This window comes from Duganella margarita (assembly GCF_009857535.1).
Taxonomy (GTDB): domain Bacteria; phylum Pseudomonadota; class Gammaproteobacteria; order Burkholderiales; family Burkholderiaceae_D; genus Rugamonas; species Rugamonas margarita.
In genome coordinates this window covers 1-24,518 of sequence record NZ_WWCS01000018.1, presented here as the reverse complement: position 1 = coordinate 24,518, position 24,518 = coordinate 1, and the positions used below count along the sequence as shown (strand labels likewise).

The window sequence follows — 24,518 nt, the reverse complement described above, 5'->3', positions numbered from 1 at the left end:
CATAAGAGAAAGACGCCAATCTGTAAGTTAGCGCGCTTCTGGACTATTTTCTCGAGGTTCAGAAAGTTCATTATGCGGCATGTTGAATCCAAACCTTAATAGAATAGTCCCATTTTGGGCCGATTTCGGTCGGTGCTTAGCAGCCTTAAGTATTGCCTTGGAAGTGAGCCACTGACTTGGAAATAGAGATGTCAGACTCGTTGCCTTTGGTCGTACAACCAGAAATCACCAGCGATAAAAGTAACACGAGATTTTTCATCCTGTACTTTGCCGATTGAGGCCTAAGCTTTCAGGCAGTCATCAACCCGGTTTAACAGCAATGCACAGCGCAACCGTATCGCTTCACTATCATTCAATTCTTGACGCTCGAGGACTGCGAACTCCTGAACGATTGAACCAGCTGGAAACTGCTGCCAGCTTAAATCAATGTGATACCAATCCTCTCCGACGCGAAGCCCATTCCAGAAATGGACCTCTAGCGATTTTCCAGTCCACACCTTACCCTTGATGATTTCTGTCTCGGGATAGTAATGCTGCACGGTCCACGATGTTGGATGCATTGGCCGAGGGCCGGATTTCCTATTTCTGCCACTCCCAGATAAGCGGTTTGCCTATCCCAGGAAGCAGCGAGTGCATCCCGAAGGCGAAGCATGAAATCCTGGGGGCGACGCTCCATTGTCCTACGCGATGAAGGCGGCAATCACGCCACCAATAACGCATGCAACAAAGAGGAGGCAGAAATATCCAAGCGCCCGCCCCACTGCCCTCAAGCGGAGTCCACGTTCTGTACTTTGCACTACATACAACGGAATAGCTACCGGAGCGATGGCGATCACGCCGACGCTTAACCAAAATGTGCGCTTGAATCCTTTTTGAATACTGTCTACGCGGTACCAGCAGAATATAACGATGCTGGCAATCAGCCCTGAAATCAAAGGCCACCAAGAGGGCTCCGGCACATGACGAGCAACAAAACTTCCACTCACCGCACCTAAAAGAACGAACCACACAAGCAGGGAAATTTCGAGTTTTCTTTTCATGCCAACAGCCTACCATGTTGCAATCAAGAAAAATGCACGAATTGTCACGCAAATGGCGACAAGAAAGCGGAAGGAAGAATGTTGATGGGCCCAGAAAACAAAAAATCCGCTCTAAGCGGCTTCATCATTTTTGGCGTCCCCAGGGGGATTCGAACCCCCGTACTCACCGTGAAAGGGTGATGTCCTAGGCCTCTAGACGATGGGGACCTTGGAACTACGGCATTACGATCATCCCTGTGCGTTGGTGGAGGTAAGCGGGATCGAACCGCTGACCTCTTGCATGCCATGCAAGCGCTCTCCCAGCTGAGCTATACCCCCCTGGCACAGAAACTATTGACTACTACCGACCAGCCTTGGCGAAGCTGGCGTCCCCAGGGGGATTCGAACCCCCGTACTCACCGTGAAAGGGTGATGTCCTAGGCCTCTAGACGATGGGGACCTTGGAACTACGGCACTACGATCATCCTCTGTGCGTTGGTGGAGGTAAGCGGGATCGAACCGCTGACCTCTTGCATGCCATGCAAGCGCTCTCCCAGCTGAGCTATACCCCCCTGGCACAGATTATTTACTACTTACCAGCTTTGGCGAAGCTGGCGTCCCCAGGGGGATTCGAACCCCCGTACTCACCGTGAAAGGGTGATGTCCTAGGCCTCTAGACGATGGGGACCTTGGAACTGCTACGGTACTACAATCTCTGCAAACTGGTGGAGGTAAGCGGGATCGAACCGCTGACCTCTTGCATGCCATGCAAGCGCTCTCCCAGCTGAGCTATACCCCCGTTTGCGCGAGAGACAAGAGTATAGCAGAGGCGCCGTATTATGCAAATACCCTTTTGCAACTTTGCCCCTGCTTCAATGAATTAATTAAATGAACTTTGCCAGGCGCGCGACAACCGTCTCGCGGCCAAAGATTTCCAGCACCGCGTCAATCGCCGGCGTCTGCAACTGGCCAGTAATAAACAGGCGCAACGGCATGGCGATCTGCGGCATCTTCAAACCGTGGGCGGCCAGTACTTCCTTGATCATGGCGGCGATCGCGGCCTTGTTCCACTCCACCGTTTTGCAACGCTCGGCGAAATCGGCCAGCGCCGGCTTGACGGCGTCGGTGACGTGCTGGGTCAGCAGCGCGGCATCCGGCTGCGGCTCGCGGTAGAACAGCATGGCGGCGTCGGCTAGTTCGTTGACGGTGTTGGTGCGCTCTTTCAGCAGACCCAGCACCACGGCCAGCGACGGCGCGCCTTCGAATACGGCGCCGTTGGCCAGCATGCGCGGCTTAGCCAGTTCGGCCAGGCGCTCGTTGTCAGCCTGCTTAATATAGTGGTTGTTCAACCAGTTCAGTTTTTCGATGTTGAACTGTGCCGCCGAATTGGACAGGTGCGAGCCGTCAAACCAGGCGCACACCTGTTCCATCGAGAACACTTCCTCGTCGCCGTGGCTCCAGCCCAGGCGCGCCAGGTAGTTCAGGATCGCTTCCGGCAGATAGCCTTCGGCCGGGTATTGCATGACGTTGACCGCGTCCTTGCGCTTGGACATCTTGGCGCCGTCCGACCCCAGGATCATCGGCAGGTGGCCGTATTCCGGCAGCGGTGCGCCGATGGCGCGCAGGATGTTGATCTGGCGCGGCGTGTTGTTGACGTGATCGTCGCCGCGCAGCACGTGGCTGATTTCCATGTCCAGATCGTCGATGGCCACGCAGAAGTTATAGGTCGGCGTGCCGTCGGTGCGGGCGATGACCAGATCGTCCAGCTCTTTATTACCGATGGTGATGGTGCCTTTGACGAAATCGTTCCAGGTCACTTCGCCGTCCAGCGGATTCTTGAAGCGAACCACCGGCTTGCGGCCTTCCGGAATCGCCGGCAGGGTCTTGCCCGGCTCTGGACGCCAGGTGCCGTCGTAGCGTGGCTTCTGGCCGGCGGCGGTGGCGCGGTCGCGCATCGCCTGCACTTCTTCCGGCGACGAGTAGCAGTGGTAGGCGGTGCCGGCTTCCAGCATCTGGCCCACCACTTCGCGGTAGCGGTCCATGCGCTGCATCTGGTAGAACGGGCCTTCGTCGTGATTCAGACCCAGCCACGCCATGCCTTCGATAATCGCCTGCACGGCTTCCGGGGTCGAGCGTTCCAGATCGGTGTCTTCGATACGCAGCACGAAGGTGCCGCCGAAGTGGCGGGCGAAGGCCCACGAATACAGCGCCGTGCGGGCGCCGCCGAGGTGGAGGTAGCCGGTCGGGCTAGGTGCGAAACGGGTACGGACTGGCTTGGCTGGGGCCGGGGTTGGGACATTCGTCATCGGAGTGAAAGCTGAGATATATAAAGAATGCTATTTTACCGCGTCGGCGAGGGCTTGGCGCTCAAAGCTGGCGCGGTACTTCTCGTGGGCGTCGGCACGGGTGTTCATTTCAAACAGCAGGCCGCCGGGCGCCTCGCAGAAGAAGCGCGAGCCGCGTTCGTGCTGGAACATGCCGGTCTTCATCGTGACGCCCTGCGCCAGCAGGTGCTGAAACAGGTCGCTGACCGCGTCCACCGATGGCAACTCGAAGCCGAGGTGGAAGTTGTGCGGCCACACCACCGTATGGTCCTTGGCTTCGATGACGATGTCGAAACCGGCGCGCTTGAGCATCGCTGCCGCCGGGCTGATGAATTCCAGCGAGCAGCCGAGGTGCTGCACGAAGAAGTTGGCGGTGGCTTTAACGTCGCTGGATGGAAAGCTGAGGTGATTGAATTTCATGGTCTGACTCCTGTTGGTGAAGCCATCAGAATACGACCCGGACGCCCTGCCCTCAACTCGCTTTCCGTGCGCAGAAAATCCTTTTCCATCAATGACTTAATCCCGCCGCAGCTGGATTACTCGCTTTTACCAGCCGCTGAAGCGCGGCCACACCGGCCAATCGCCGCCGTTTTGCGGAATGACGTGGTATTGCCCATGCTGCGCGCCGGTCGCGCACGCGTGGTTGGGCAGCACGCGCAGGCTGCTGCCGACCGGGAAGCGCTGGACGATGTCCACGCCCGCGTCGCCGCGCCATTGCAGCACGCCGTGCTCCTGGTTGGCCTTGCCGAAGCCGAGGTCGGCAATCGGCTGGCCGTCGGCATCGCATACCACGCCGTAGCCGTGCTCCTGATGACCGAGGTCGCGGCTCATCGCCATCCAGCCGCCGTCGGTGATCACCCAGCCTTGCGCCGGCTGGTGGCCGATCACGGTGCACAGCACGCTGATGGCGATCTCGTCCTGCGTGCACACGCCCACGTCGGCCATCACCATATCGAAGAAGACATAGACGCCGGCGCGCACTTCCGTCACGCCTTCCAGATGATGCGCGCTCAGGGCGGTGGGCGTGGAGCCGACGCTGACCACTTCGCACGCATGGCCTGCGCCGCGCAGCAGCATGGCAGCCGCCACGCAGCGCGAGCGTTCCTGCTCCGCCATCGCTTCCAGCGCTTCCGGCGTGTTCAGGTCGTAGGAGGCGCCGGCATGCGTCATCACGCCCTTGAGGCGGGCGCCGTCATGCAATGCGGCGGCGATGTCCAGCAGCACCGGGTCGGCAGGCTTGACGCCGGAGCGGTGGCCGTCCGTATCGATTTCAATCAGCACCTCGTAGCTCAGGCCGTGTTCGGCGCCGTGGCGAGCCACCTGCTCCGCCATCGCCACCGACTCCACCAGCAGCGTCAGGCGCAGCCCGGCGCGGATCAGCTTCAGCGCATGATCAAGCTTGTTCGGCACGATGGCGACGGCGTACAGAATATCCTCGACGCCCGCGCGGAAGAACTCTTCCGCCTCCTTCAGAGTCGAAACGGTAATGCCGCGCGCGCCGGCGGCGATCTGCCGGCGCACCACTTCCAGGCATTTGCTCGTCTTCACATGCGGGCGGAACGACACGCCCAGCCGGTCCATGCGATTCTGCATGCGCTCGATGTTGTGCTGCATGCGGCGCTCGTCCAACAACAGGACCGGGGTTTCCAGGGTGTTTTGCATGACCAGCTCCTCATTTTAGATAGAATACATTCTATCCAATTTTAGACGAATTGACCAATCAGCAGTTCAGCACGCCAAACGCTGCGGCACGGACGCGGCGCGCCAGATCCTCCACATCCCGTTCGCCACGCTGGCCGGCGGCGTCCACCAACCCACGGATGATCACGAACAAATCGGCAGCGGCAATCGCGCGGCGCGCGGCGTCCTGCAAATGCGGCGGAGCGTCCGCCTTGTCCAGCACGATGAGAAGCAAGTCATGGAAGCTGTGCTGCCCTTCCATCGCCGCGCGGATCTCGGGACGTCCCTCTTCCTGATCCAGCAGCCGCGCCAAGTTCGGCCGCGTCAGCTGCTGCGCCACGCCGACGTCGATAAAGGCCGTCAACGCCTCGCGCCACGATGGCAGCGCGGCGGCCGCAGCGGCAGCGGCGTGCGCCTTGGCTTCCTCGCGCATCAGCAGCGCGAGGGTCAAGGCATCTTTACTGGGGAAATATTGGTACAGCGTGCCGATGCTGGCGCCGGCGCGACGCGCCACGGCATTGGTATTGAATCCTGCCAGCCCCGCCTCTTCCAGCACCAGCGCTGCCGCTTCCAGTATCGCATCCACCGTGTAGGCGGCGCGGCGCTGGCGTGGGGCTTTGCGCAGGCTCAGTGCGGCGGGCTGCGAGGACATTCGTTGACGGCGACTTTGATTTCCCTGTTCAGCCATTGGCCCGCTCGACAAGCGATACCGGCAGCTGCGCAAGCGCTGCGGCACTGACGGCCAGCAAGCCTGCCGTCAATACCGATTTCATCATGCTGACGCCCCGGTTTAGTCGTTTTTTACAACAATGGTCGGAAACTTGCTGGTCATGTCCTTGGCTTTGTCCGACACCTGGATCGCGACCTTGCGGGCAATCGCCTTATAAATAGCAGCGACCTGGCCGTCCGGATCGGCCACCACGGTCGGCTTGCCGGCGTCAGCCTGCTCGCGGATCGCCATGGTCAACGGCAGCGCGCCGAGGAAGTCGACGTGGAAGTCCTGGCACATCTTCTCGCCGCCGCCGTGGCCGAAGATTTCTTCCGCATGGCCGCAGTTGGTGCAGATGTGCACGCTCATATTTTCCACGATGCCCAGGATCGGGATGCCGACCTTTTCGAACATCTTCAGGCCCTTGCGCGCGTCCAGCAGCGCGATGTCCTGCGGCGTGGTGACGATGATCGCACCGGTGACCGGCACTTTTTGCGACAGGGTCAGCTGGATGTCGCCAGTGCCTGGCGGCATGTCGACGATCAGGTAATCCAGGTCGCGCCAGTTGGTTTGTTCCAGCAGCTGTTGCAGCGCCTGGGTGACCATCGGGCCGCGCCAGACCATCGGCTCGTCCGGGTCGATGAGGAAGCCAATGGAAGAAACCTGCACGCCGTAGTTTTCCAGCGGCTCCATCGATTTGCCATCCTTGGTTTCCGGACGGCCTTTCACGCCCAGCATCATCGGCTGCGATGGGCCGTAGATATCTGCATCCAGCAGGCCAACCGACGCGCCTTCGGCGGCCAGCGCCAGCGCCAGGTTGACGGCGGTGGTCGATTTGCCGACGCCGCCCTTGCCCGAGGCCACGGCAATGATGTTTTTGACATTGACCATCGGCTTCAGGCCGCGCTGCACAGTGTGCGCCAGGATTTTTGTGTACACGCTGACGCTGATGTTGCCCACGCCCGGCAGGGTCTTCAGGCCGGCGATGACGCTGGCGCGGATGCCGTCGATCTGGCTTTTGGCTGGGTAGCCCAGTTCGATATCGAGCGAAATATCGCTGCCATCGACCTTTAAATTCTTGACGGCTTTACCCGTTATGAAGTCCTTCGTTGTGTTTGGATCAACAATTTTGGACAGGGCGGCCTTGACGTCTTCTACTGCAATGCTCATGTAACTCTCCGTTAAATATGCCGCCATTCTAGCGCAACCTGCGCAAGTGCCGCATCCGCTGTTAAAATGATCCCTTTCCATCCACAAAGTGCAACAAACCATGACCCGCAAGCTGTTCGTCACCACTGCCCTGCCCTACGCTAACGCCGCCTTCCATATTGGCCACATGATGGAGTACATCCAGGCCGACATTTGGGTACGCTTCCAGCGAATGCAGCGCGACAACGGTGTGGCGCGCGAGGTGCATTTTGTGGGCGCCGATGACACCCACGGCACGCCGATCATGATCGCCGCCGAGAAGGAAGGCATCACGCCGCAGCAGTTCGTGGCCAAGATCGCCGCCGGCCGTGCCCAGTATCTTGACGGTTTCCACATCGCTTTCGATAACTGGTATTCGACCGATTCGCCGGAAAACGTCGAACTGTCGCAAGGCATCTACCGCAAGCTGCGCGATGCCGGCCTGATCCAGACCAAAATCGTGCCGCGCTTCTATGACCCGGTCAAAGGCATGTTCCTGGCCGACCGTAACATCAAGGGCGAATGCCCGGTGTGCCACGCCAAGGACCAGTACGGCGACAACTGCGAAGTGTGCGGCGCCGCCTACCAGCCAACCGAACTGATCAACCCGTTCTCGGTGTTTACCAACGCCACGCCGGTGCTCAAGGATTCGGAACAGTATTTCTTCAAGCTGTCCGACCCGCGCTGCTACGAGTTCCTCAAAGCCTGGCTGAACACGCCTGGCCGTTTGCAGCCGGAAATGGTCAACAAGGTCTCCGAATGGCTGGGCGAAGCCGGCGAAAAGCTGGCCGACTGGGATATCTCGCGTGACGCGCCGTACTTCGGCATCCCGATTCCGGACGCGCCGGGCAAGTACTTCTACGTCTGGCTGGACGCGCCCGTCGGCTACCTGGCGTCGCTGAAAAACTACTTCGACAAGAAAGGCCTGGATTACGAGGCTTTCCTGCGCGATTCGAATACCGAGCAGATCCACTTCATCGGCAAGGATATCGTCTCCTTCCACCTGCTGTTCTGGCCGGCGATGCTGAAGTTTTCGGGCCTGCCGACGGTCGAGCGCATGCGCGTAGCGGTGCACGGCCACCTGACCGTCAACAACGAAAAAATGTCCAAGTCGCGCGGCACCGGCATCTCGCCGCTGCGCTACCTGAACCTGGGCATGAATCCGGAATGGCTGCGCTACTACATCGCCTTCAAGCTGAACTCCAAGGTGGAAGACCTGGACTTCACCGGCGACGACTTCGTGGCCCGCGTCAACTCGGACCTGATCGGCAAGTACGTCAACATCGCCTCGCGCTGCGCCGGCTTCATCGCCAAGAAATTCGACGGCAAGCTGGCCGACAGCCTGTCCGCCAATGCGCAGGAATGGATCAAGCGCGCGCTGGTAACGCCGGAAGGCGTGGAGCGCCAGGCCAACATCGCCGCCAACTTCGAGGCACGCGAGTTTGGCAAGGCGCTGCGCGAAATCATGGAAATCGCCGACATCACCAACCAGTACGTGGACGAGAACAAGCCATGGATCCTGGCCAAGGATGAGACCAGGCTGGCCGAGCTGCACGACGTCTGCACCACCGCGCTGATCCTGTTCCGCCAGCTGACCTTGATGCTGTCGCCGGTGCTGCCGGGTGTCGCCGCCAACGTCGCCAAGTTCCTCAACGACGAGCAACTGGTGTGGGCCGATACCGACGTCACCAGCGGCGTGGTGTCCAGCGCGCTGCTGGGCCGCACCATCGGCGCCTACGCGCACCTGATGACCCGCGTTGACGCCAAGATGATCGAAGAGCTGTTCGACGCCCCCCAAGGCGCCGCCGCCCAAGCTGCCGCCCCTGCCGTCAAGGCCGAAAAGCCAGCCAAGGCCAAGGCCGCGCCGGCAGTCGCCGTGACCGAAACCGGCATCGAAGTGATCGCGCCGGAAATCTCGGTGGACGACTTCTTCAAGGTCGACCTGCGCATCGCCAGGATCGTCAACTGCGAACACGTGGAAGGGTCGGACAAGCTGCTGCGCCTGACGCTGGACGCCGGCGAAGGCCGCCTGCGCAACGTGTTCTCCGGCATCAAGTCGATGTACCAGCCGGAAGACCTGATCGGCAAGCTGACCGTGCTGGTGGCCAACCTGGCGCCGCGCAAGATGAAGTTTGGCGTGTCGGAAGGCATGGTCATGGCGGCTTCGGCGGTGGATGAGAAAACCAAGCCGGGCATCTACATCCTGAATCCATGGCCAGGCGCCGAGCCAGGCATGCGCATCAGCTAAGGACCGGGCATGAACCTGCGTGTGCGCGAAGCAACAACGGATGATGCCAGACTGATCGCCGAGCTCACGCGCGCTGCGTGGGCCGGCAAGGTCAGCGTCACCTCCAGCGGCCACCGCGAAACCGCCGTCATCGTTGCAGAACACCTGCGCGATGGCGGCGGTTTTGTTTTGGAGGTCGACAATCAGGCAATCGGCTCGGTGCGCTGGCTGCCGCTCGATTCGGAACAGGACGTGTGGGAAGTGTGCCGCATGGGCGTGCTGCCCACGCATCGCGGCACCAACCTGTCGCAGCACTTGCTGGAGGCGGTGATCCACCATGGATTGACGTCCGGCGTGCAGGAAGTGCGACTGGCGGTGCGCGCCGACCAGCCCAAGCTGATCGATTTCTACGCCGCCTACGAGTTTGAACTGGCGGAAGAGCTGGAATATTCCCATGCGAATCCGCTGGAACCGCCGCCGCTGGTCATGCGGCGTCTGCTACGACACTGACAGACGTGCGGGCGTGTGTCCTACGTGTGCACCCGGGCTCGCATGAAAGAATAACTGCTCACCGAATCATTTCGAGGAGCAGAACATGAACAGCAAATTTATCGCCCTGATCGTCGCCGCCGGCTTCAGCTTTGCAGCCACCGCCCAGACCACCCCAGCCGGCCAAACTGGCAACACCGGCACCACCGGCACAACGGCGGGGACGGCCGCGCGGCCGACCACCATGCAACCGGCCGGCACGCAAAATCCCAACACCATGCCGCTGAACCAAAGCCGCAGCACGCTCAGCAACCCGCCCAATACGCTGGCCAATCCGAACAGCAACCTCAATAGCAACAATCTGAATAACAACAATCCCAGCAGCAATCTGAATAGCAATAACCTCAACAATAACAATCTGAACAACACCAATAGCAACACCCTCAACCGCAACGGCAGCACTGTCAATTGCGTCAACGGAACAAGCAGCGCGACGACCGGCGCGCCACCACTGACCAATAGCAGCCGCGTGGACACCGCTCCCAACGTCGCCTGTAACAACGGCGCCCAGCCCGGCCAGGTGCGACCATGAAGCGCGCGCTTGCCTTCTACCTGATGGCAGGTTGCCTGGGTGCGCCAGTATGGGCGCATCAGGCCCAGCCCGATCCAGCCGTGAAAACCGGCGACGCCAAAGCAGCGCCAGCGAAGAAATCCAGCGCGTCCGCCTGTAGCAATATGGCAGGTGGTACCGAGGCCAGCGGCGGCGAAAACGTCGAAACGCAGGCCAAGGCCGGCAAGGGCAAAACCGCAGGCTGCGGCCAGCACAACGGCAAGGCTTCCGCGCCGCACGCCGCGCCAACCACACCGAATCCCGACGTTAAAAGCCGGTCCTAGTCTGACCGCCACACAAGGCCGGCTCCTACGAGCCAGCCAGCCTTAGCGTGAAACAATGAACACTCTCGAACCTCAGTACTGGAGACCATCATGAACAGCAAATTTATCGCCCTGATCGCAGCCGCATGCCTGAGCACGGCCGCCATGGCCCAAACTTCGGGTACCACCAATACCGGCACGCCAACCGCAGGCCAAAGCGCGGCCACCAGCGGCGAACAGCAGTCGACCACGATGCAAAACAATTCGAACATGCAGAACACCGCACCGGCCAAAACCGCCAAGGAGCGCAAGCAGATGCAGCGCGACAAGAACAAGGTCGATTGCAACACCGCAGCCACCGACGGCGGCGCAACCGCCCCGGCCCACGCGCCATGTGAAGACAAGAACGTCAAGTCGAAGCGCGGCTGACTTACAGCGCCAGCGTAAGCGCGCCGCTACCGGCGCGTGGCACGACGGAACACAGCAGCACCTGGCCGGCTTCCGGCTCGGTGCCGCAACTACGTGTGTAGCTGACGTCGCCCCCTGACAGACCGGTTGCGCACGAGCCGCACAGTCCCAAACGGCAGCCGGACGGCGCCTCCACACCGCTGGCCTCGGCCAATTCGAGCAAGCTGCCATGTGTGCCGTCCCAGGTCGCCTCCACACCAGAGCGCTCGAAGCGTATAGCTACCGGTCCGCTGGCCGGCTCCGGCACAACCTGTGTAGCCACCAGGCCAGCATCGCGCCGTAAGCTGGCCGTACCGAACGCCTCGAAGCGAATGCGCGCATCGGCCACGTTCAGCTTGCGCAAGCCGTCGTACATCGCTTGCATGAAGGCGGCCGGGCCGCACAGATAAAAGTCATAGTCATCGAATGGCAGTAAATCCTTCAGCATCGCCATGTCGATATGTCCGTCCTGGCTGCTATAGCGCGTGTACAGATGCAGATTGTTATGGCCCGCCGCCAGCGCTTCGAGATGCGAGGCAAACGCATGGTCGTTGCGGCTGCGGGCGCCGTGGATAAACCAGATCGGATGCTTGTGCCGGGTGCGGCTGCCGTTCACCAGCAAGCCGTTCAGCATCGCGATCATCGGCGTGATGCCGATGCCGGCCGACAGCATTACCACCGGCCGCTGCGTGCCCTCTTCAAACGTGAACTCGCCGCCCGGCCCCATCAGCTCGATCAACGCGCCCGGCGCCAGATGCGCATGCAGCCACGACGACACCACGCCGTCGCGCTTGACACTGATGCGGTACTGGCGGCCATTCGGCGCGTCGGAAATCGTATAGCTGCGGATCTGCGACGCCACACCCTCGTCCGCCCACGCCGGCACGCGCAGCGAGATGAACTGACCCGGCACATGCGGCGCGACGCCGGCGCCGTCCGCCGGCTCCAGATGGAACGAGCGCACGCCGTCACTCTCCGTCACCACGTCGGCCACGGCGAACGAGCGCCAGCCTTTGACCAGCGCGGCAGCGGACTGTACGCTGTCCGCCTCGGTCCAGTTGCCGGTGCGCGCTACTTGTGCGGCCGGCTGCGGCGCGGTCCAGCGGAACGGCAGCGCGCCGACGTTGCGCACCACTTCGCGCACATGGAAACGCAGCAATTTTTCAGCGCCGACAAAGGCCTGCAATTGCGGGCCATCCCAGATGATCTCCGCTTCCACCGCCAGGTGCAGCATGTCGCCGCGCTCAAAGTCGATGAACAGCAGGCCGGCGCGAGGTGACGTCAGCAAATTGCCCATGGTGTTGAAGAAATAGTTTCCGACGAACTCAGGCGACGTCAGCGTGTGATCGTCGTCCACCCGCACGAAGCCGGGCCGGCCGCCGCGATGCGACACATCCACACCACGGCCCCGCCCCGCATCGGACGCCATATTGGCGCTGGCGATGAAAAAGGTATCGGCACGGGCGATCAACGCCCGGTCGGCGTCGCTCAGCTTGCCGGCGCGCAGGGCTTGCACGGCGTGGCCATCGTCCGGCGCCGGGCTATGCTGGCGATGCTGGATGTACTGCGGGCAGTTGCCGAAGCTTTGCGTAATGGCGATGCGCAGCACACCATTATTGGCCGACACAATCTCGCCATTGACGCGGTTGCGGCGGCGCGTGGTCGGCTCCAGTCCCAGCCCGCCGACGTGCGCGCCGGCATGCAGCTGGCCTTGCAGCGGATCGCCCGGCAGCATGCCGCCGTTGACATCCAGCGTGCGCGCATCCGGTGACAAAATGAAGCCGGCATCCGCCGCCAGCATGGTCGCCCACGGCTGCCCGGCCGCGTCCAGCGCACCAAGGAAGAAGAACGGCAGCGACTGGAAGAACTCGCGATGCTGGGCCGGCATGTGGTCGCGGATGAATGCCGCTGCACCGGCCATTTGTTCGCGCACACCAACGCGTTCCTGGATTGCCAGTTCACCGGCGTGGAAGGGAGAGGCAGCGGCATTCATGATTACACCTCCTCGGGAGCGAGGCCGGCTTTGGTGGCGGGCATGGCCACGAAGCCCGGCAGTGCGCGCACATTGTCCAGCCAGGCGCGGATGTTGGGATACGGTTTGAGCGAGACGCCGCCTTCCGGCGCATGGGCGACGTAGCTGAAGGCGGCAATATCGGCAACGCTGGCGTGTTCACCCACCAGCCAGCGGCGGCCATGCAGCTCCTGCTCCATGACGTCGAACAGGCGCACGGCGATGTCCTTGGCAGCGTCGTGATCGCGCGGCGCGTTGAACACGGTGACCAGGCGGGCGGTGGCCGGACCGTAAGCGATCTTGCCGGCCGCGGCCGACAGCCAGCGCTGCACGTTGGCGGCGGCCAGCGGATCGCGCGGCAGCCAGCGGCCGGTGTCGTCGTATTTGGAGGCCAGGTAGACCAGGATGGCGTTGGAATCGGCCAGCGTCACATCGCCGTCCTGCAATACCGGAATTTCGCCGAACGCGTTGAGCGACAGGAACGGCTGCTGCTTGTGCTCGCCGGCGCCGAGGTTGACCGAGACGAACTCATGCGGCAGGTTCAGCACGCCGAGGAACAACTGCGCGCGGTGGGTGTGGCCAGAGAGGGGAATGCCGTACAGTTTCATGATGCGTCCTTGGTTGGTTGATGATGAAGCGAGTATAAGGAGCATCCATCGTGCTGATAAGACGGACAAAATCGGAATCAATGTCCACCCAAAGTGTACAATCAAGCCATGATCGATCTCAGCACTATTAACCTGAACCGCCTGACCACCTTTGTTGCCGTGGTGGAGGCTGGGTCACTGACGGCCGCCGCCGAGCGGCTGGGGCTGGCCAAATCCATGGTCAGCAAACACATGCAGCTGCTGGAGCAGGAAATCGGCGTCGGCCTGCTGCTGCGCTCGACGCGCAAGCTCAGCCTGACCGAGGCCGGACGCACGTTTTACGAAGCCAGCCGCCAGTTGCTGCAAGCGGCCGAACAAGCCATCGAACAGGCGCGCAGCGGCCGCGACCAGTTGCAAGGTACGCTGCGGGTGGCCTCGCCGATCGACTATGGGCTGATTGTGGTGTCGCCGCTGCTGGCGCAACTGCGTGCGCGCTATCCGGCGCTGAAGATCGACCTCACCTGCGGCGACCACATCATCGACCTGATCGCGGAGGGCATCGACGTCACGGTACGGCTGGGCAAGCTGGCCGACTCCGGCCACATGGCCACGCGCGTGGCCACGCTGGTGCGCTGGCTGGTGGCCAGTCCCGATTTCCTCGCCCGCCACGGCATGCCGGCCACGCCGGACGATCTGCCGGCGCTGCCGTATGTGTCGCTGTCGGTACTGGCGCAGCCGACGCAATTCACGCTAAGTGATGGCGCCGGCAAGCAGGCGCACGTGCGCATGCAGAACACCGTGTTCTCATCCAATACCGCCTACGCTACGCGCGCGGCTGCATTGAGCGGCGACGGCGTGCTGCGCGCCACCGTGTTTTCGGTCAAGGACGACGTGGCGGCGGGACGGCTGGTGCGCGTACTGCCGGATTGGTCGCTGCAGGAAAGCGATATCCACGCGGTCTACCCCGCCACCTCGCACGTGCCGCAGAAAGTGCGCGTGTTTATCGACGCGCTGAAGGCTGCAACCGCCGGCTAGCAGTCTTGCGGCGGCGGGTGACGATCCAGCCGCCGGCCGCGAGCGCCGTCACCGCAACGCCGCCCCAAACCCAGGTTGCCCTGGCCGATGCAGGCCGGCGCTCGCGCGGCGCAGCGGGATCCTTGAAGGTGGCAGGAAACGCACGCGGCGCCACCGGCACAATCTTCCAGTCCGCGCGGTTGGCCGGCGCGCGCTGCTGGTACTCGCGCAACGACAGCACCGGATCGCTGCCGAACGCGCGCGACGACGGATATTGCGGCAGCCGCACGAACAGCAGCGCTTCCAGATCGTCCGCCAGTTGCGCCTCCAGCCCGCTGCGGGCCGCACCGCTTGTCAGACGCCGCAGCAAATCCTCGCCGATCGTGTTGAACGCCACAAACGGCAATAGCTCAGTGCGCTCGGTTTTCAAGTAATCATAGGCGCTCTGCCCGCTTGCCAGACTGACGTCCTTGAGCGCCATGTAAGGCAATGCCATCGCAGCCTTCAGTGGCGCTTCGCCACCCAGGCGAGGAATCTGCCAGCCCAAGGTGCGCAAAGTCTCGACGTTGATGCCGGCGCAGTTGGTGCTGGCATGACGGTAATGAAAATCCTGCCGGTAGAAATGACTGAACACGCGGCTGATCGCTTCCTGATACAAGGCTGGCGCGCGGGCGTCCTTCAATACCGCTACCAGCATGTACGACGGGCGATACCAGGACTGGCCGCTGTTCAGGTCACCCATATACGCATCCATGGGCAGCGTGGCGGCGATGATGCCTTTCTCGCTGACCGAAGCCAGGCTGTAGAAATTATTCACCAGCCAGTCGTCCCACTCGCCGGCGCCGCCGAAGCGGCCGGTCGCCACGGCAAAATGGCCGCCGTAGGACTCATCGTCATCGCCTTGCGCACCGTTCAGGATAAAGCCCAGCACCGGCTTGCCGGCCAGGGCCATCGGCTGCGCGCCGCCATCGCGGCGCCACAGCGTGCGCACGGCAAAATTGGCTTGGGCGCCGCCATGTTCTGCGCGCACCAGACTTTCGATGGTTTCGCCGCGCGCCAGCGGCTGGCTGGCGGCAGCCGCATTGATGGCATAGCGTTTGGGCCACAGCGTGCGGATGACGAAGTGTTCGTCGCGCAGCGCGCCGCGTGCCTTGATCTCACCATCGGCGAAAAAGGCGACGCTGCTGTCGTCCATGTAAGCGCGGTTGCTCGACAGGCGCGGCGTCAGCGTCACGGCCAGCGGCGCCGCATTGCCGGCGCGTGACAGTTGTCCGCCCGCCTGCAAACGCCCTTCCGCCACATGCGGCGAGCCGATCCACAGCAAGGACGGCGGCTGGCCGCTCGGCCGGCCCTTGCCGTCGATTAGCCAGGCCTGCACATCCTCCTGCGCGCGCAGGCGCGGGGCGTAGCCGGCGGCGTCGGCCTTGGCCACGGCGATCATGTCATCGTTGAAGTACCACAGCGCTTGCTGCGGGGCCAGGCAGTCCTGGCAGCGGCCGGTGGACAGCTTGAAGCGATCGGTGGCATACAGTCCCAGCAAGCCGGGCGCGAGGGCGTCGCGGATGCTGGCCTCTGGTGGCGGGGCGGCGGGCGATGACATGGCGGCCGTGCAGTACAGGGCTGCCGCTGCCAGCACAGCAAGAACGGGACGTGGCGGCATGCTGTCACTCCTGAAATTGGCGGAGTTGCAGTTTAGAACGGCGTTGGCCCGAGCTTGTTACGCTCCATCAAGCTTTCTAGCCGCGCCGGGCGGAGACCATGATGCCGCCGACGATCAGCGCAAATGCAGCGGCATGGTAGCCGTGCGGCGCTTCGCCGAGGAAGGCCGACGACAGCACGGCCGTGAACAAGGGCGTCAGGTTGACGAAGAAGCTGCCGACCGATGGTCCCGCCTCGCGCACGCCCGCGCCCCAGCAGCCGAAGGCGACGATGGCAGGGCCGGTCGAGACGTACAGCAGCGCCGCCGCCAAGCCCCAGCTCCACTGCACTGGAATCGCCCCCAGCGCCTGCTCGCCCAGCGCAAACCCGCCCGACCACAGCACGCCAAACGCCACCTGCGCCAGCAGGAAGCTGGCCCAGTCGGCGCGCATGCCGGCCGGTTCGGTGGTGCGCGTCAGCAGCCAGCTGTAGAACGACCAGGCGATGGTGGCCAGGATCATGAACAGGTCACCCGGCACCAGCCGCAGTTCCAGCACATGTCGCCATTCGCCGCGCGCCAGCACCAGCAGCACGCCGGCGATCGACAGTACGGCCCCTGCCACTTGCCGCCGGTTGACCGGCACGCCGAAGAACAGCCAGCCGCTCAGCATCATCCACACCGGCATGCCGGACGCCACCAGCGTGACGTTGATCGGCGTCGAGCTTTGCAGCGCCATATACTGCAGCGCGTTGTACATGCCGATGCCGAGCAAGCCCAGCATGGCGTAGCGTTTCCAATGTTGCCACAGGCCGGCCTCGCGGCGGAACACCGGGCGGGCCAGCGGCAGCAGCAGGAAGAAGGCGATGCCCCAGCGCAGGAAATTCAGCAGCACCGGCGGCAATTGGTCGTGCACCAGGCGGCCGACGATGGCATTGCCGGCCCACAGCAATGGCGGCAAGGTCAGCAGGAAAATGGTTCTGGACGTGAGGCGCGTGGTCATTTTTTATGTTTACACAACATTATCAGCAGGAGCATACCCGATCCGGGTGACCACAAGCGATAGAAATAGCCTTGCAACGCCGGGGCGCGGTAAAATAGCCGTTGCTGATCCACCCACTTAGATAATATGAAACTTTCTAAACAACATTCGATGTACGAATCCGAGCACACCCTGTTCATCAAGGCGTTGAAGGAGAAGAACCCAGGCATTGAGGCTGGCCAGCAACTGGGCCGCGCGCTGCTGTGGGATCGTCCACCGGTTTCGCTGGATGAGCAACAGCGCCAGCTGGAATCGGCCGTCAAGCAACAGGCTTACGTCTACCAGAACAAACTCTAAGCACACGCGGGGCGGCAAGGATGTTGCCAGACGATACGGCTGACGTACAGCCGCCAGCACCGGATGCCGCCGATGGCGAGTCCGGCGCCGGTATCGTCGCATCCGACGCCGGCGTGGATGGCGCAGCCGACGATGCCGTGAACGCTGAGGCGGTGGCCGAAGCGGCGGCCGTCACCACCGAAGTCTCCGCCCTCGCCCGCCTGTATGGCGAGCCGCTGCTCAAGCTGCCCACCGACCTGTACATCCCGCCGGACGCGCTGGAGATTTTCCTCGACGCGTTTGAAGGTCCGCTGGACCTGCTGCTCTACCTGATCCGCAAGCAGAACTTCAACATCCTCGACATCCCGATGGCGCAGCTGACGCTGCAATACCTGAAGTACGTCGACCAGATCCGCCTGTCGAACCTGGAGCTGGCGGCCGAGTACCTGCTGATGGCGGCCATGCTAATCGAGATTAAATCGCGCATGCTGCTGCCGCAGCGCCAGGTCGATCTGGACGTGGAAGCAGACGACCCGCGTGCCGAACTGGTGCGCCGGCTGCTGGAATACGAACAGATCAAGCTGGCCGCGTACGACCTCAACGCCATACCGCAGCTCGACCGCGATTTCGTCCGCACCGAAATCTTCATCGAGCAGAGCCTGGTGCCGACCTGGCCGGAAGTGGTGGCCAGCGACCTGCAACAAGCGTGGCTGGATGTGATGAAGCGGGCCAAGCTGACCCAGCATCACAAGATCAGCCGCGAGGAACTGTCGGTGCGCGAGCACATGACCGGCATCCTGCGGCGGCTGCAATCGGCGCGCTTTGTCGAGTTTGCCGATCTGTTTGACGTGGCCGGCGGCGTGCCGGTGGTGGTGGTCAACTTTGTCGCGCTGCTGGAGCTGGCCAAGGAAACTTTGATTGAAATTACCCAGGCCGAACCGTTCGCACCGATCTACGTGCGGCTGGCCTACTCGCCGGCGTGAGCCGGTATACGAATGAGCTTACACCATGAAAATCATCACCTCGATTGAAGAACTGCGCGACCAACTCAGCGGTCAGCTGCGCACCGCCTTTGTCCCGACCATGGGCAATCTGCATGAAGGCCACCTGTCGCTGATGCGCCTGGCGCGCAAGCATGGCGACCCGGTGGTGGCGTCGATCTTCGTCAACCGCCTGCAATTCGGCCCGAACGAGGACTTCGACAAGTATCCGCGCACCTTCCAGGCCGACGTTGAGAAGCTGGAGAAGGAAGGCGTGTACGTGTTGTTTGCGCCGACCGAGAAGGATCTGTATCCGGAGCCGCAGGAATACCGCGTGCAGCCGCCGGATGGCCTCGGCAATACGCTGGAGGGCGAGTTCCGTCCGGGCTTCTTCAACGGCGTGTGCACCGTGGTGACCAAGCTGTTCTCGTGCGTGCAGCCGCGCGTGGCGGTGTTCGGCAAGAAGGATTATCAGCAGTTGATGATCATCCGGAATATGTCGCGTCAGTTTGCCATGCCGACCGAGATCATCGCCGCCGAGACGTATCGCGCGGAAGATGGCCTGGCGCTGTCGTCGCGCAATATGTATCTGTCGGCGACTGAGCGTGCTGAGGCGCCGGCGTTGTACCAGACGCTGAATGCCGTGGCGGACGAGGTGCGCTCCGGCCATCTGGATGTGTTCCAGCTGGAGCACAAGGCGATGGACGATCTGGCCCAGCGCGGCTGGAAGCCGGACTACATCTCGATCCGCAAGCGCGGCGACCTGCAACCGCCAAACGCCGGCGATCTGGCGCAAGGCACGCCGCTGGTGGTGCTGGCCGCTGCCAAACTGGGCACGACCCGCCTGATCGACAATCTGGAAATTTAAGGTTTGGCCCCCGCAGGCGCGGCCGGCAACACGGTAGCGCCTTGCGGCGTCAGCTGGATAATCACCGCCGGCGTGCTTATTGCCGGCACTGGAGCGGGTAGTGGGGCCGCCGCCGGTGGCTGCCTGAGCACAAGATTCATTACCACGCTCGACAGGCCAACAACCAGCACGATCAGCGTGATAAACAATCCTACGACCCATTTAATCATTTCTGACACGCCTTTCGCGACGGCAGCATCTATCTTCGCGTCAGTGGCGTTAAACCGTGCATCCATCGTGGAGCGTAGCGCATCAAAACGCTCGTTAATCGACACGCGCAAATCTTCCAAAGAGGTCCGTACGTCGTCCACAGCGGTGCGGACGTCGCCCACTTTGTTGTCGATGTACTCTCTGTCGGAATTGGCATTCATGATGGTGTCATCATGCGCCGAGCAATCGGGGGCGTCAACGACTGCGCGTGCGGCGTTTGAGGCAGATCAGGCGGCGACGTTCTGGGCCCAGGCCAAGGCTGAGAGATGCGCCTTGTTGACGTCCAGCGGGCTCAGCTTGAGGGTCGCGGCCAGCGAGGCCACCAGGTCGGAATTCAGCTCGCACGCCTCGGCCAGCGCCAGGTAAGGCCCGTACTTGCCGCTGCGCGTCAGCAGCGCTGCCACCACGTCGTCGGACAGCTGGATGTTGGCCAGCACGTCCTGCATCGGAATGCCCAGCAGCCGGTCCAGCAGCGAGAACATGCCCGCCACGAACACATTTTCCGCCTCGCTCTTGCCCAGCGCCGATTGCGCCAGCAGCTCGGCCAGACGACCGCGCACCACCGCCGTTTCCAGCAGCACCGGCGAGTAGCCGGAGGTGCTGGCGGTTGCCAGCAGCAGGGTCAGCCAGCGGTACAGCGGCTGGTAGCCCAGCAAGGTCAGCGCCTGGCGCAGCGACTGCACTTCCCTGCCTGCGCCAAAGCCGGCCGAGTTGATGAAGCGCAGCAGCTTGTACGACAGCGTGACGTCGCGCTTCAGCACCGCCTCCAGCTGCGCGATATCGGCGTTTTGCCGCACCATCTGCATCAGCTGCATGATGATGGTCTGAGCCGGGTTCAAGCCCTTGCTGTCGGTCGAGGGACGCGGTGTCAGGTGGAGTTTGCCAACGAAGGCGTTCAGGCCCAGCGCGGCGCAGGCGTCGAAGTCGGCCCAGTTGCTGACCGGGCGGGCGATCATGCCCACGCTGGTTTGCTTCAGGCCGGCATAGGTGCGCGCCTGGGTCGCCACATCGGCGCCGGAGAAGCGCACTTCCACATAGGAGGCAATGCTCGGCAGACGATTGCCGATGCGCGTCAGGTCGGCTTCCCGCAGCAGCACGCCAACGTTGCCGGCGCGCAGTCCCTGCACCGCCGCCAGGGTATCCGGATTGGCCAGCTCAGCCGCCTTGATCGACAACACCGTGCGCTCAGGCGGCAGCGCGTACAAGGCGTCGGTCGACAGCATGGCCGGCACGGCTTCCAGGAACAGGGTCTTGTCGCGCAGCAGCCAGCCGTCATCCTGGTCGACCACCTGGCCGGCGACGAAGCCGACCAGCGACTCCAGCGCCTCCAGCGTCGACGCTGCGCCGCTGCTGGACTGTTGCCAGCACAGCTCGTACCCGACCACGCGCTGCTTGGGGTCGAGCAAAGGTTCACGGACGATGAAGTTAGTCTGGTGCATGATTCACAATACCCCAAAACGAAAGGGTCCGACCCCGTACGGGGTCAGACCCTGGCCGCAGCGGTGTGCGGGGTGCACGGGTGCCGCTCACCGCCGTAACTCGCAGGCCTGAATCAAGCGCCGAGTTTCTCGAAGATCTTGTTCAGTTTTTCGTCCAGCGTAGCGGCGGTGAATGGCTTCACCACGTAGCCATTGGCGCCGGCCTGGGCTGCGGCAATGATGTTTTCTTTTTTGGCCTCGGCGGTCACCATCAGCACCGGCAGTTTGGCCAGCGCCGGGTCGGCACGGATGTTTTGCAACATCGTCAGGCCGTCCATGTTCGGCATGTTCCAGTCGGACACGACGAAGTCGAACGATTCGGCGCGCAGTTTGGCCAGCGCCATCACGCCATCTTCTGCCTCGTCGACATTGGCATAACCCAGTTCTTTTAACAGATTCCGGACGATGCGGCGCATCGTCGAAAAATCGTCAACAACTAAAAATTTCATCTTTGGATCAGCCATGAATTGCTCCGTTGTTTCTCTACGCGGTTGTTAATATTGCCTACTAATCGTGCCCACATTCGGCATTAAGTTGTAGGATAGCATTTTCGTTGCCTGAAGGCGAACAAAGTAGCAGTAAAACGTCACAGTTGCACGATTAAACACGCAAGGCACGCATCCCATGCTGCGCCAGGTGTCCCAGAACCATGCCCGGCAGTGCCTGCAGTGCCCCCACTTCGTGCGCCGCGCCGACCGCAATCGCCTCGCGCGGCATCCCGAACACCACGCAACTCGCCTCGTCCTGGGCAAAATTATACGCGCCGGCGGTCCGCATCTCCAGCATCCCCGCCGCGCCATCCTTGCCCATGCCAGTCAGGATAACACCGACCGCGTTCTTACCGGCGGCTTGTGCAGCAGAACGGAACAAAACATCGACCGACGGCCGGTGACGGTTGACCGGCTCAGCCTGGTCGATACGGGTCATGTAGTTGGCGCCGCTACGGGTCAGGTACAGGTGCGAGTGGCCGGGCGCGATGTAGGCATGGCCCGGCAGCACGCGCTCATTGCCCTGCGCCTCCTGCACCGATATCTTGCACAGCGAGTCGAGCCGCTTGGCGAACGAGCGGGTGAAGCCTTCCGGCATGTGCTGGGTGATCAGGATGCCGGGGCAGTCGGACGGCATCTGCATCAGGAATTCGCGGATCGCCTCGGTGCCGCCGGTGGAGGCGCCGATGATGATCAGTTTTTCCGACGACAGCAGCGGGTTGCGCAAGGCCGACAACGGCGTGGCCGCATGGCCGTCGGCGCCCGGCTGCGGCAGGCGGCGCGCCTGCACGCGCGCCTTGGAAGCAGCGCGGATCTTGTCGGTGATCAGTTCGGTGTACTCGCGCATGCCGGCCTGAATCGAGATCTTCGGCTTGGTGACGAAGTCGACGGCGCCCAGCTCCAGCGCGCGCATGGTGATTTCCGAGCCGCGCTCGGTCAGTGACGACACCATCAAGACCGGCATCGGCCGCAGGCGCATCAGCTTTTCGAGGAAATCGAGGCCGTCCATCTTCGGCATCTCGACGTCCAGCGTCAGCACGTCGGGGTTGGTTTGCTTGATCAGTTCGCGCGCCACCAGCGGATCGGGCGCCACGCCCACCACTTCCATGTCGGGCTGAGAGTTGATGATCTCGCTCATCACGCTACGGATCAGTGCGGAGTCGTCGCACACCAGGACTTTGATCTTCATAAAAAGGCTTTCTTGTTATTTAAAACAGATCGATTTCACCACCCACCGGCGCCACTTTGAGGCGGCTGGCATATTCGATTTCCCGTTTGACCAGCGTGTCGTTATGGCTTTGCATCAGTTTCTTGACCAGCACCTTGCCTGTGCGCGGGAAGAAATACACCTTGCGCGGGTAGATGTCGTTCAGGTCCTCCGCCACCACGCGGATTTTCTCCACCTTGAGGAAGTTCAGCACGAAGGCGGCGTTGCGTTCGCCGACGTTGATGGCGGTAAAACCCTTCAGCACGGCGCCGCCGCCGAACACCTTGGCCTCCAGGTTTTCGCGCCGCGCGCCGGCCTTGAGCAGGTCATTGATCAGGATTTCCATGGCGTAGGTGCCGTAGCGCGCGGAGGCCGAGACCGGGCTGCCGTTGTCGCCGCCGCCGTCCGGCAGCATGAAGTGGTTCATGCCGCCCAGGCCGGTGACGCGGTCGCGGATGCAGGCCGACACGCAGGAACCGAGCACGGTCACGATCAGCATATCCTTGCTGGTAAAGTAATACTCACCGGGCAGGATCTTGGCGGCCTGGCAGTCGAACGTACGGTCAAAGTAGACGTTCGTGGCAAATTGTTCGAGGTCCATGTTTTATTCTCATGTGCGTTGCGGTGCTTTACGGGCCGCAGCGGTATCGTCCAATTCGTAGACGGTTTTGCCGCGCAGTTTCAACGACTCCGAGACATACAGGAAATTCTCCGAGTGCCCCGCAAACAGCAGCGCATCCGGTTTCATCAGCGGCACGAAGCGCGACAGAATCTTGCGCTGGGTGGCTTTGTCAAAGTAGATCATCACGTTGCGGCAGAAAATGGCGTCGAACTGGCCGCTGATCGGCCAGCTGTCCGCCAACAAGTTCAACTGCTTGAACGTTATCATATTACGCAATTCCGGCCGCACGCGCGCCATGCCTTCGCGATCGCCCTTGCCCTTGAGGAAAAAGCGGCGCTGGCGTTCGGGCGACATCTTGTCCAGCCGGTCCATGCCATAGACGCCGTTGGCGGCGGTGGCCAGCACATTGGTGTCGATGTCGGTGGCGACGATGGTGACGTTGGGCGTGAGCGTGTTGAACGCTTCGCACACCGTCATGGCGATCGAATACGGCTCCTCGCCGGTGGAGCTGGCGGAGCACCAGATGGTCAGCGGCTCGCGCTTGCCCTTGACGTGCTCGGCCAGCAGCGGGAAGTGGTGCGCTTCGCGGAAGAACGACGTCAGGTTGGTGGTCAGGGCGTTGGTAAACGACTCCCACTCCTCGCCCAGCTTGCCCGACTCCAGGTCGTCCAGGTACTTGGCGAAGGAGTCGATGCCGGTGGCGCGCAGCCGCCGGGCCAGCCGGCTGTAGACCATCTCCTGCTTGCTGTCGGCCAGCGAAATGCCGGCGCGTTTGTAGATCAGCCCGCGGACCCGTTCGAAGTCCCGGGCGTTGAAGTCAAATTCCTTGACCGTGTCTTTTGATTGCGGCATATGCTTACATCCTCTCAGGTCATGCTAACTATGCCAACCGTCACTCCCGCGTACGCGGGAGCCTATGCTCAGCATGGGTACCCGCGTGCGCGGGTACGACGGGTACAGCTTAAAACTCTTCCCACTCGTCGGCGCCCGAAGACGCCGCTGCAGGTTTCTTCGGTGCGGCCGGGCGCGCGAACTGATCAAGCAAACCAACCCCGACGTGCTGACGCTGGACGTCGAGATGCCGAAGATGGACGGCCTCGATTT

At 62.2% G+C, this 24,518-nt stretch carries 26 protein-coding genes and 6 tRNA genes; 9 read left to right on the top strand and 23 right to left on the bottom strand.

Annotated elements, in window-relative coordinates:
* Positions 1–281: 281 nt before the first annotated feature.
* From GTP55_RS30455 to apbC, 13 genes are all read right to left on the bottom strand, one after another.
* Entirely contained in the window at positions 282–560 is a 279-nt protein-coding gene (locus GTP55_RS30455) for a YunG family protein (RefSeq protein ID WP_443093223.1), read from the bottom strand.
* Between the two features lie 120 nt (positions 561–680).
* On the bottom strand, positions 681–1,040 hold the full coding sequence (locus tag GTP55_RS22750) for a hypothetical protein (RefSeq protein WP_161047105.1): 360 nt from the start codon (positions 1,038–1,040) through the stop codon (positions 681–683).
* Positions 1,041–1,171: 131 nt separating this feature from the next.
* Positions 1,172–1,247, bottom strand: a tRNA-Glu gene (locus tag GTP55_RS22745).
* Positions 1,248–1,282: 35 nt separating this feature from the next.
* Positions 1,283–1,358 (bottom strand) — tRNA-Ala (locus tag GTP55_RS22740).
* 45 nt (positions 1,359–1,403) lie between these two features.
* Positions 1,404–1,479, bottom strand: a tRNA-Glu gene (locus GTP55_RS22735).
* A 36-nt stretch (positions 1,480–1,515) separates the two neighbouring features.
* Positions 1,516–1,591 (bottom strand) — tRNA-Ala (locus GTP55_RS22730).
* Between the two features lie 40 nt (positions 1,592–1,631).
* Positions 1,632–1,707 (bottom strand) — tRNA-Glu (locus GTP55_RS22725).
* A 35-nt stretch (positions 1,708–1,742) separates the two neighbouring features.
* Positions 1,743–1,818 (bottom strand) — tRNA-Ala (locus GTP55_RS22720).
* Positions 1,819–1,903: 85 nt separating this feature from the next.
* Positions 1,904–3,325, bottom strand: coding sequence for a glutamate--tRNA ligase (gene gltX, locus GTP55_RS22715; RefSeq protein WP_161047104.1), 1,422 nt, complete (start codon positions 3,323–3,325; stop codon positions 1,904–1,906).
* 30 nt (positions 3,326–3,355) lie between these two features.
* A complete protein-coding gene (locus GTP55_RS22710) occupies positions 3,356–3,763 on the bottom strand; it encodes a VOC family protein (RefSeq protein ID WP_161047103.1) in 408 nt (135 codons plus the stop codon).
* Between the two features lie 126 nt (positions 3,764–3,889).
* A complete protein-coding gene (locus GTP55_RS22705) occupies positions 3,890–5,005 on the bottom strand; it encodes an alanine racemase (protein ID WP_161047102.1) in 1,116 nt (371 codons plus the stop codon).
* Between the two features lie 58 nt (positions 5,006–5,063).
* A complete protein-coding gene (locus GTP55_RS22700; protein ID WP_161047101.1) occupies positions 5,064–5,675 on the bottom strand; it encodes a TetR/AcrR family transcriptional regulator in 612 nt (203 codons plus the stop codon).
* Between the two features lie 138 nt (positions 5,676–5,813).
* Positions 5,814–6,902 carry an iron-sulfur cluster carrier protein ApbC gene (apbC, locus tag GTP55_RS22695; protein ID WP_161047100.1) on the bottom strand — a complete coding sequence of 363 codons (1,089 nt, stop codon included), beginning with the start codon at positions 6,900–6,902 and terminating at the stop codon, positions 5,814–5,816.
* A gap of 100 nt (positions 6,903–7,002) precedes the next feature.
* Here apbC and metG point away from each other — a divergent pair, with 100 nt between their 5' ends.
* From metG to GTP55_RS22670, 5 genes are all read left to right on the top strand, one after another.
* The gene (gene metG / locus GTP55_RS22690) at positions 7,003–9,168 is read left to right on the top strand and encodes a methionine--tRNA ligase (RefSeq protein ID WP_161047099.1); all 2,166 of its coding nucleotides are present in this window, start codon (positions 7,003–7,005) and stop codon (positions 9,166–9,168) included.
* Positions 9,169–9,177: 9 nt separating this feature from the next.
* Complete coding sequence (locus GTP55_RS22685; RefSeq protein ID WP_161047098.1) at positions 9,178–9,657, top strand: GNAT family N-acetyltransferase; 480 nt, start codon at positions 9,178–9,180, stop codon at positions 9,655–9,657.
* Positions 9,658–9,742: 85 nt separating this feature from the next.
* Positions 9,743–10,228 carry a hypothetical protein gene (locus tag GTP55_RS22680; RefSeq protein ID WP_161047097.1) on the top strand — a complete coding sequence of 162 codons (486 nt, stop codon included), beginning with the start codon at positions 9,743–9,745 and terminating at the stop codon, positions 10,226–10,228.
* Complete coding sequence (locus GTP55_RS22675; RefSeq protein ID WP_161047096.1) at positions 10,225–10,530, top strand: hypothetical protein; 306 nt, start codon at positions 10,225–10,227, stop codon at positions 10,528–10,530. Before GTP55_RS22680 ends, GTP55_RS22675 begins: the two co-directional genes overlap by 4 nt.
* 90 nt (positions 10,531–10,620) lie before the next feature.
* Positions 10,621–10,938 carry a hypothetical protein gene (locus tag GTP55_RS22670; protein ID WP_161047095.1) on the top strand — a complete coding sequence of 106 codons (318 nt, stop codon included), beginning with the start codon at positions 10,621–10,623 and terminating at the stop codon, positions 10,936–10,938.
* 1 nt (position 10,939) lies between these two features.
* On the opposite strand, the gene GTP55_RS22665 is transcribed toward GTP55_RS22670, so the two are convergent.
* Together GTP55_RS22665 and GTP55_RS22660 are read right to left on the bottom strand one after the other, a co-directional pair.
* Positions 10,940–12,949 carry a 2Fe-2S iron-sulfur cluster-binding protein gene (locus GTP55_RS22665; protein WP_161047094.1) on the bottom strand — a complete coding sequence of 670 codons (2,010 nt, stop codon included), beginning with the start codon at positions 12,947–12,949 and terminating at the stop codon, positions 10,940–10,942.
* A gap of 2 nt (positions 12,950–12,951) precedes the next feature.
* Entirely contained in the window at positions 12,952–13,575 is a 624-nt protein-coding gene (locus GTP55_RS22660; protein WP_161047093.1) for a glutathione S-transferase family protein, read from the bottom strand.
* 108 nt (positions 13,576–13,683) lie between these two features.
* Between GTP55_RS22660 and GTP55_RS22655 the strand changes: the two genes are divergently transcribed.
* On the top strand, positions 13,684–14,589 hold the full coding sequence (locus tag GTP55_RS22655) for a LysR family transcriptional regulator (RefSeq protein WP_161047092.1): 906 nt from the start codon (positions 13,684–13,686) through the stop codon (positions 14,587–14,589).
* On the opposite strand, the gene GTP55_RS22650 is transcribed toward GTP55_RS22655, so the two are convergent.
* Positions 14,555–16,228 carry a hypothetical protein gene (locus GTP55_RS22650; RefSeq protein WP_202423830.1) on the bottom strand — a complete coding sequence of 558 codons (1,674 nt, stop codon included), beginning with the start codon at positions 16,226–16,228 and terminating at the stop codon, positions 14,555–14,557. The two genes, GTP55_RS22655 and GTP55_RS22650, sit on opposite strands and share 35 nt — an antisense overlap.
* Before the next feature lie 76 nt (positions 16,229–16,304).
* Positions 16,305–17,207: a DMT family transporter gene (locus GTP55_RS22645; RefSeq protein WP_161047091.1), complete on the bottom strand. Its 903-nt coding sequence runs from the start codon at positions 17,205–17,207 to the stop codon at positions 16,305–16,307.
* Positions 17,208–17,333: 126 nt separating this feature from the next.
* On the opposite strand from GTP55_RS22645, the gene GTP55_RS22640 reads away from it, so the two are divergent.
* The 3 genes from GTP55_RS22640 to panC all read left to right on the top strand — a co-directional run bounded on the left by GTP55_RS22640 (position 17,334) and on the right by panC (position 19,370).
* Positions 17,334–17,543, top strand: a complete 210-nt coding sequence (locus tag GTP55_RS22640) for a DUF3460 family protein (RefSeq protein ID WP_110848807.1) — start codon at positions 17,334–17,336, stop codon at positions 17,541–17,543.
* 137 nt (positions 17,544–17,680) lie between these two features.
* Positions 17,681–18,505: a segregation and condensation protein A gene (locus GTP55_RS22635; RefSeq protein WP_371868419.1), complete on the top strand. Its 825-nt coding sequence runs from the start codon at positions 17,681–17,683 to the stop codon at positions 18,503–18,505.
* Positions 18,506–18,530: 25 nt separating this feature from the next.
* Positions 18,531–19,370, top strand: coding sequence for a pantoate--beta-alanine ligase (gene panC, locus GTP55_RS22630; RefSeq protein ID WP_161047089.1), 840 nt, complete (start codon positions 18,531–18,533; stop codon positions 19,368–19,370).
* On the opposite strand, the gene GTP55_RS22625 is transcribed toward panC, so the two are convergent.
* The 6 genes from GTP55_RS22625 to GTP55_RS22600 all read right to left on the bottom strand — a co-directional run bounded on the left by GTP55_RS22625 (position 19,367) and on the right by GTP55_RS22600 (position 24,266).
* Positions 19,367–19,780, bottom strand: a complete 414-nt coding sequence (locus tag GTP55_RS22625) for a hypothetical protein (protein ID WP_161047088.1) — start codon at positions 19,778–19,780, stop codon at positions 19,367–19,369. The two genes, panC and GTP55_RS22625, sit on opposite strands and share 4 nt — an antisense overlap.
* A 66-nt stretch (positions 19,781–19,846) precedes the next feature.
* Positions 19,847–21,058: an EAL and HDOD domain-containing protein gene (locus GTP55_RS22620; RefSeq protein WP_161047087.1), complete on the bottom strand. Its 1,212-nt coding sequence runs from the start codon at positions 21,056–21,058 to the stop codon at positions 19,847–19,849.
* 113 nt (positions 21,059–21,171) lie between these two features.
* Positions 21,172–21,561 (bottom strand): chemotaxis response regulator CheY, encoded by a 390-nt coding sequence (cheY, locus tag GTP55_RS22615; RefSeq protein ID WP_008450066.1) that lies wholly within the window; start codon positions 21,559–21,561, stop codon positions 21,172–21,174.
* A 136-nt stretch (positions 21,562–21,697) separates the two neighbouring features.
* Positions 21,698–22,774, bottom strand: coding sequence for a protein-glutamate methylesterase/protein-glutamine glutaminase (locus GTP55_RS22610; protein ID WP_161047086.1), 1,077 nt, complete (start codon positions 22,772–22,774; stop codon positions 21,698–21,700).
* 19 nt (positions 22,775–22,793) lie between these two features.
* Positions 22,794–23,393, bottom strand: coding sequence for a chemoreceptor glutamine deamidase CheD (gene cheD, locus GTP55_RS22605; RefSeq protein ID WP_161047085.1), 600 nt, complete (start codon positions 23,391–23,393; stop codon positions 22,794–22,796).
* A gap of 9 nt (positions 23,394–23,402) precedes the next feature.
* The gene (locus GTP55_RS22600) at positions 23,403–24,266 is read right to left on the bottom strand and encodes a CheR family methyltransferase (RefSeq protein WP_154357326.1); all 864 of its coding nucleotides are present in this window, start codon (positions 24,264–24,266) and stop codon (positions 23,403–23,405) included.
* Between the last annotated feature and the right edge of the window lie 252 nt (positions 24,267–24,518).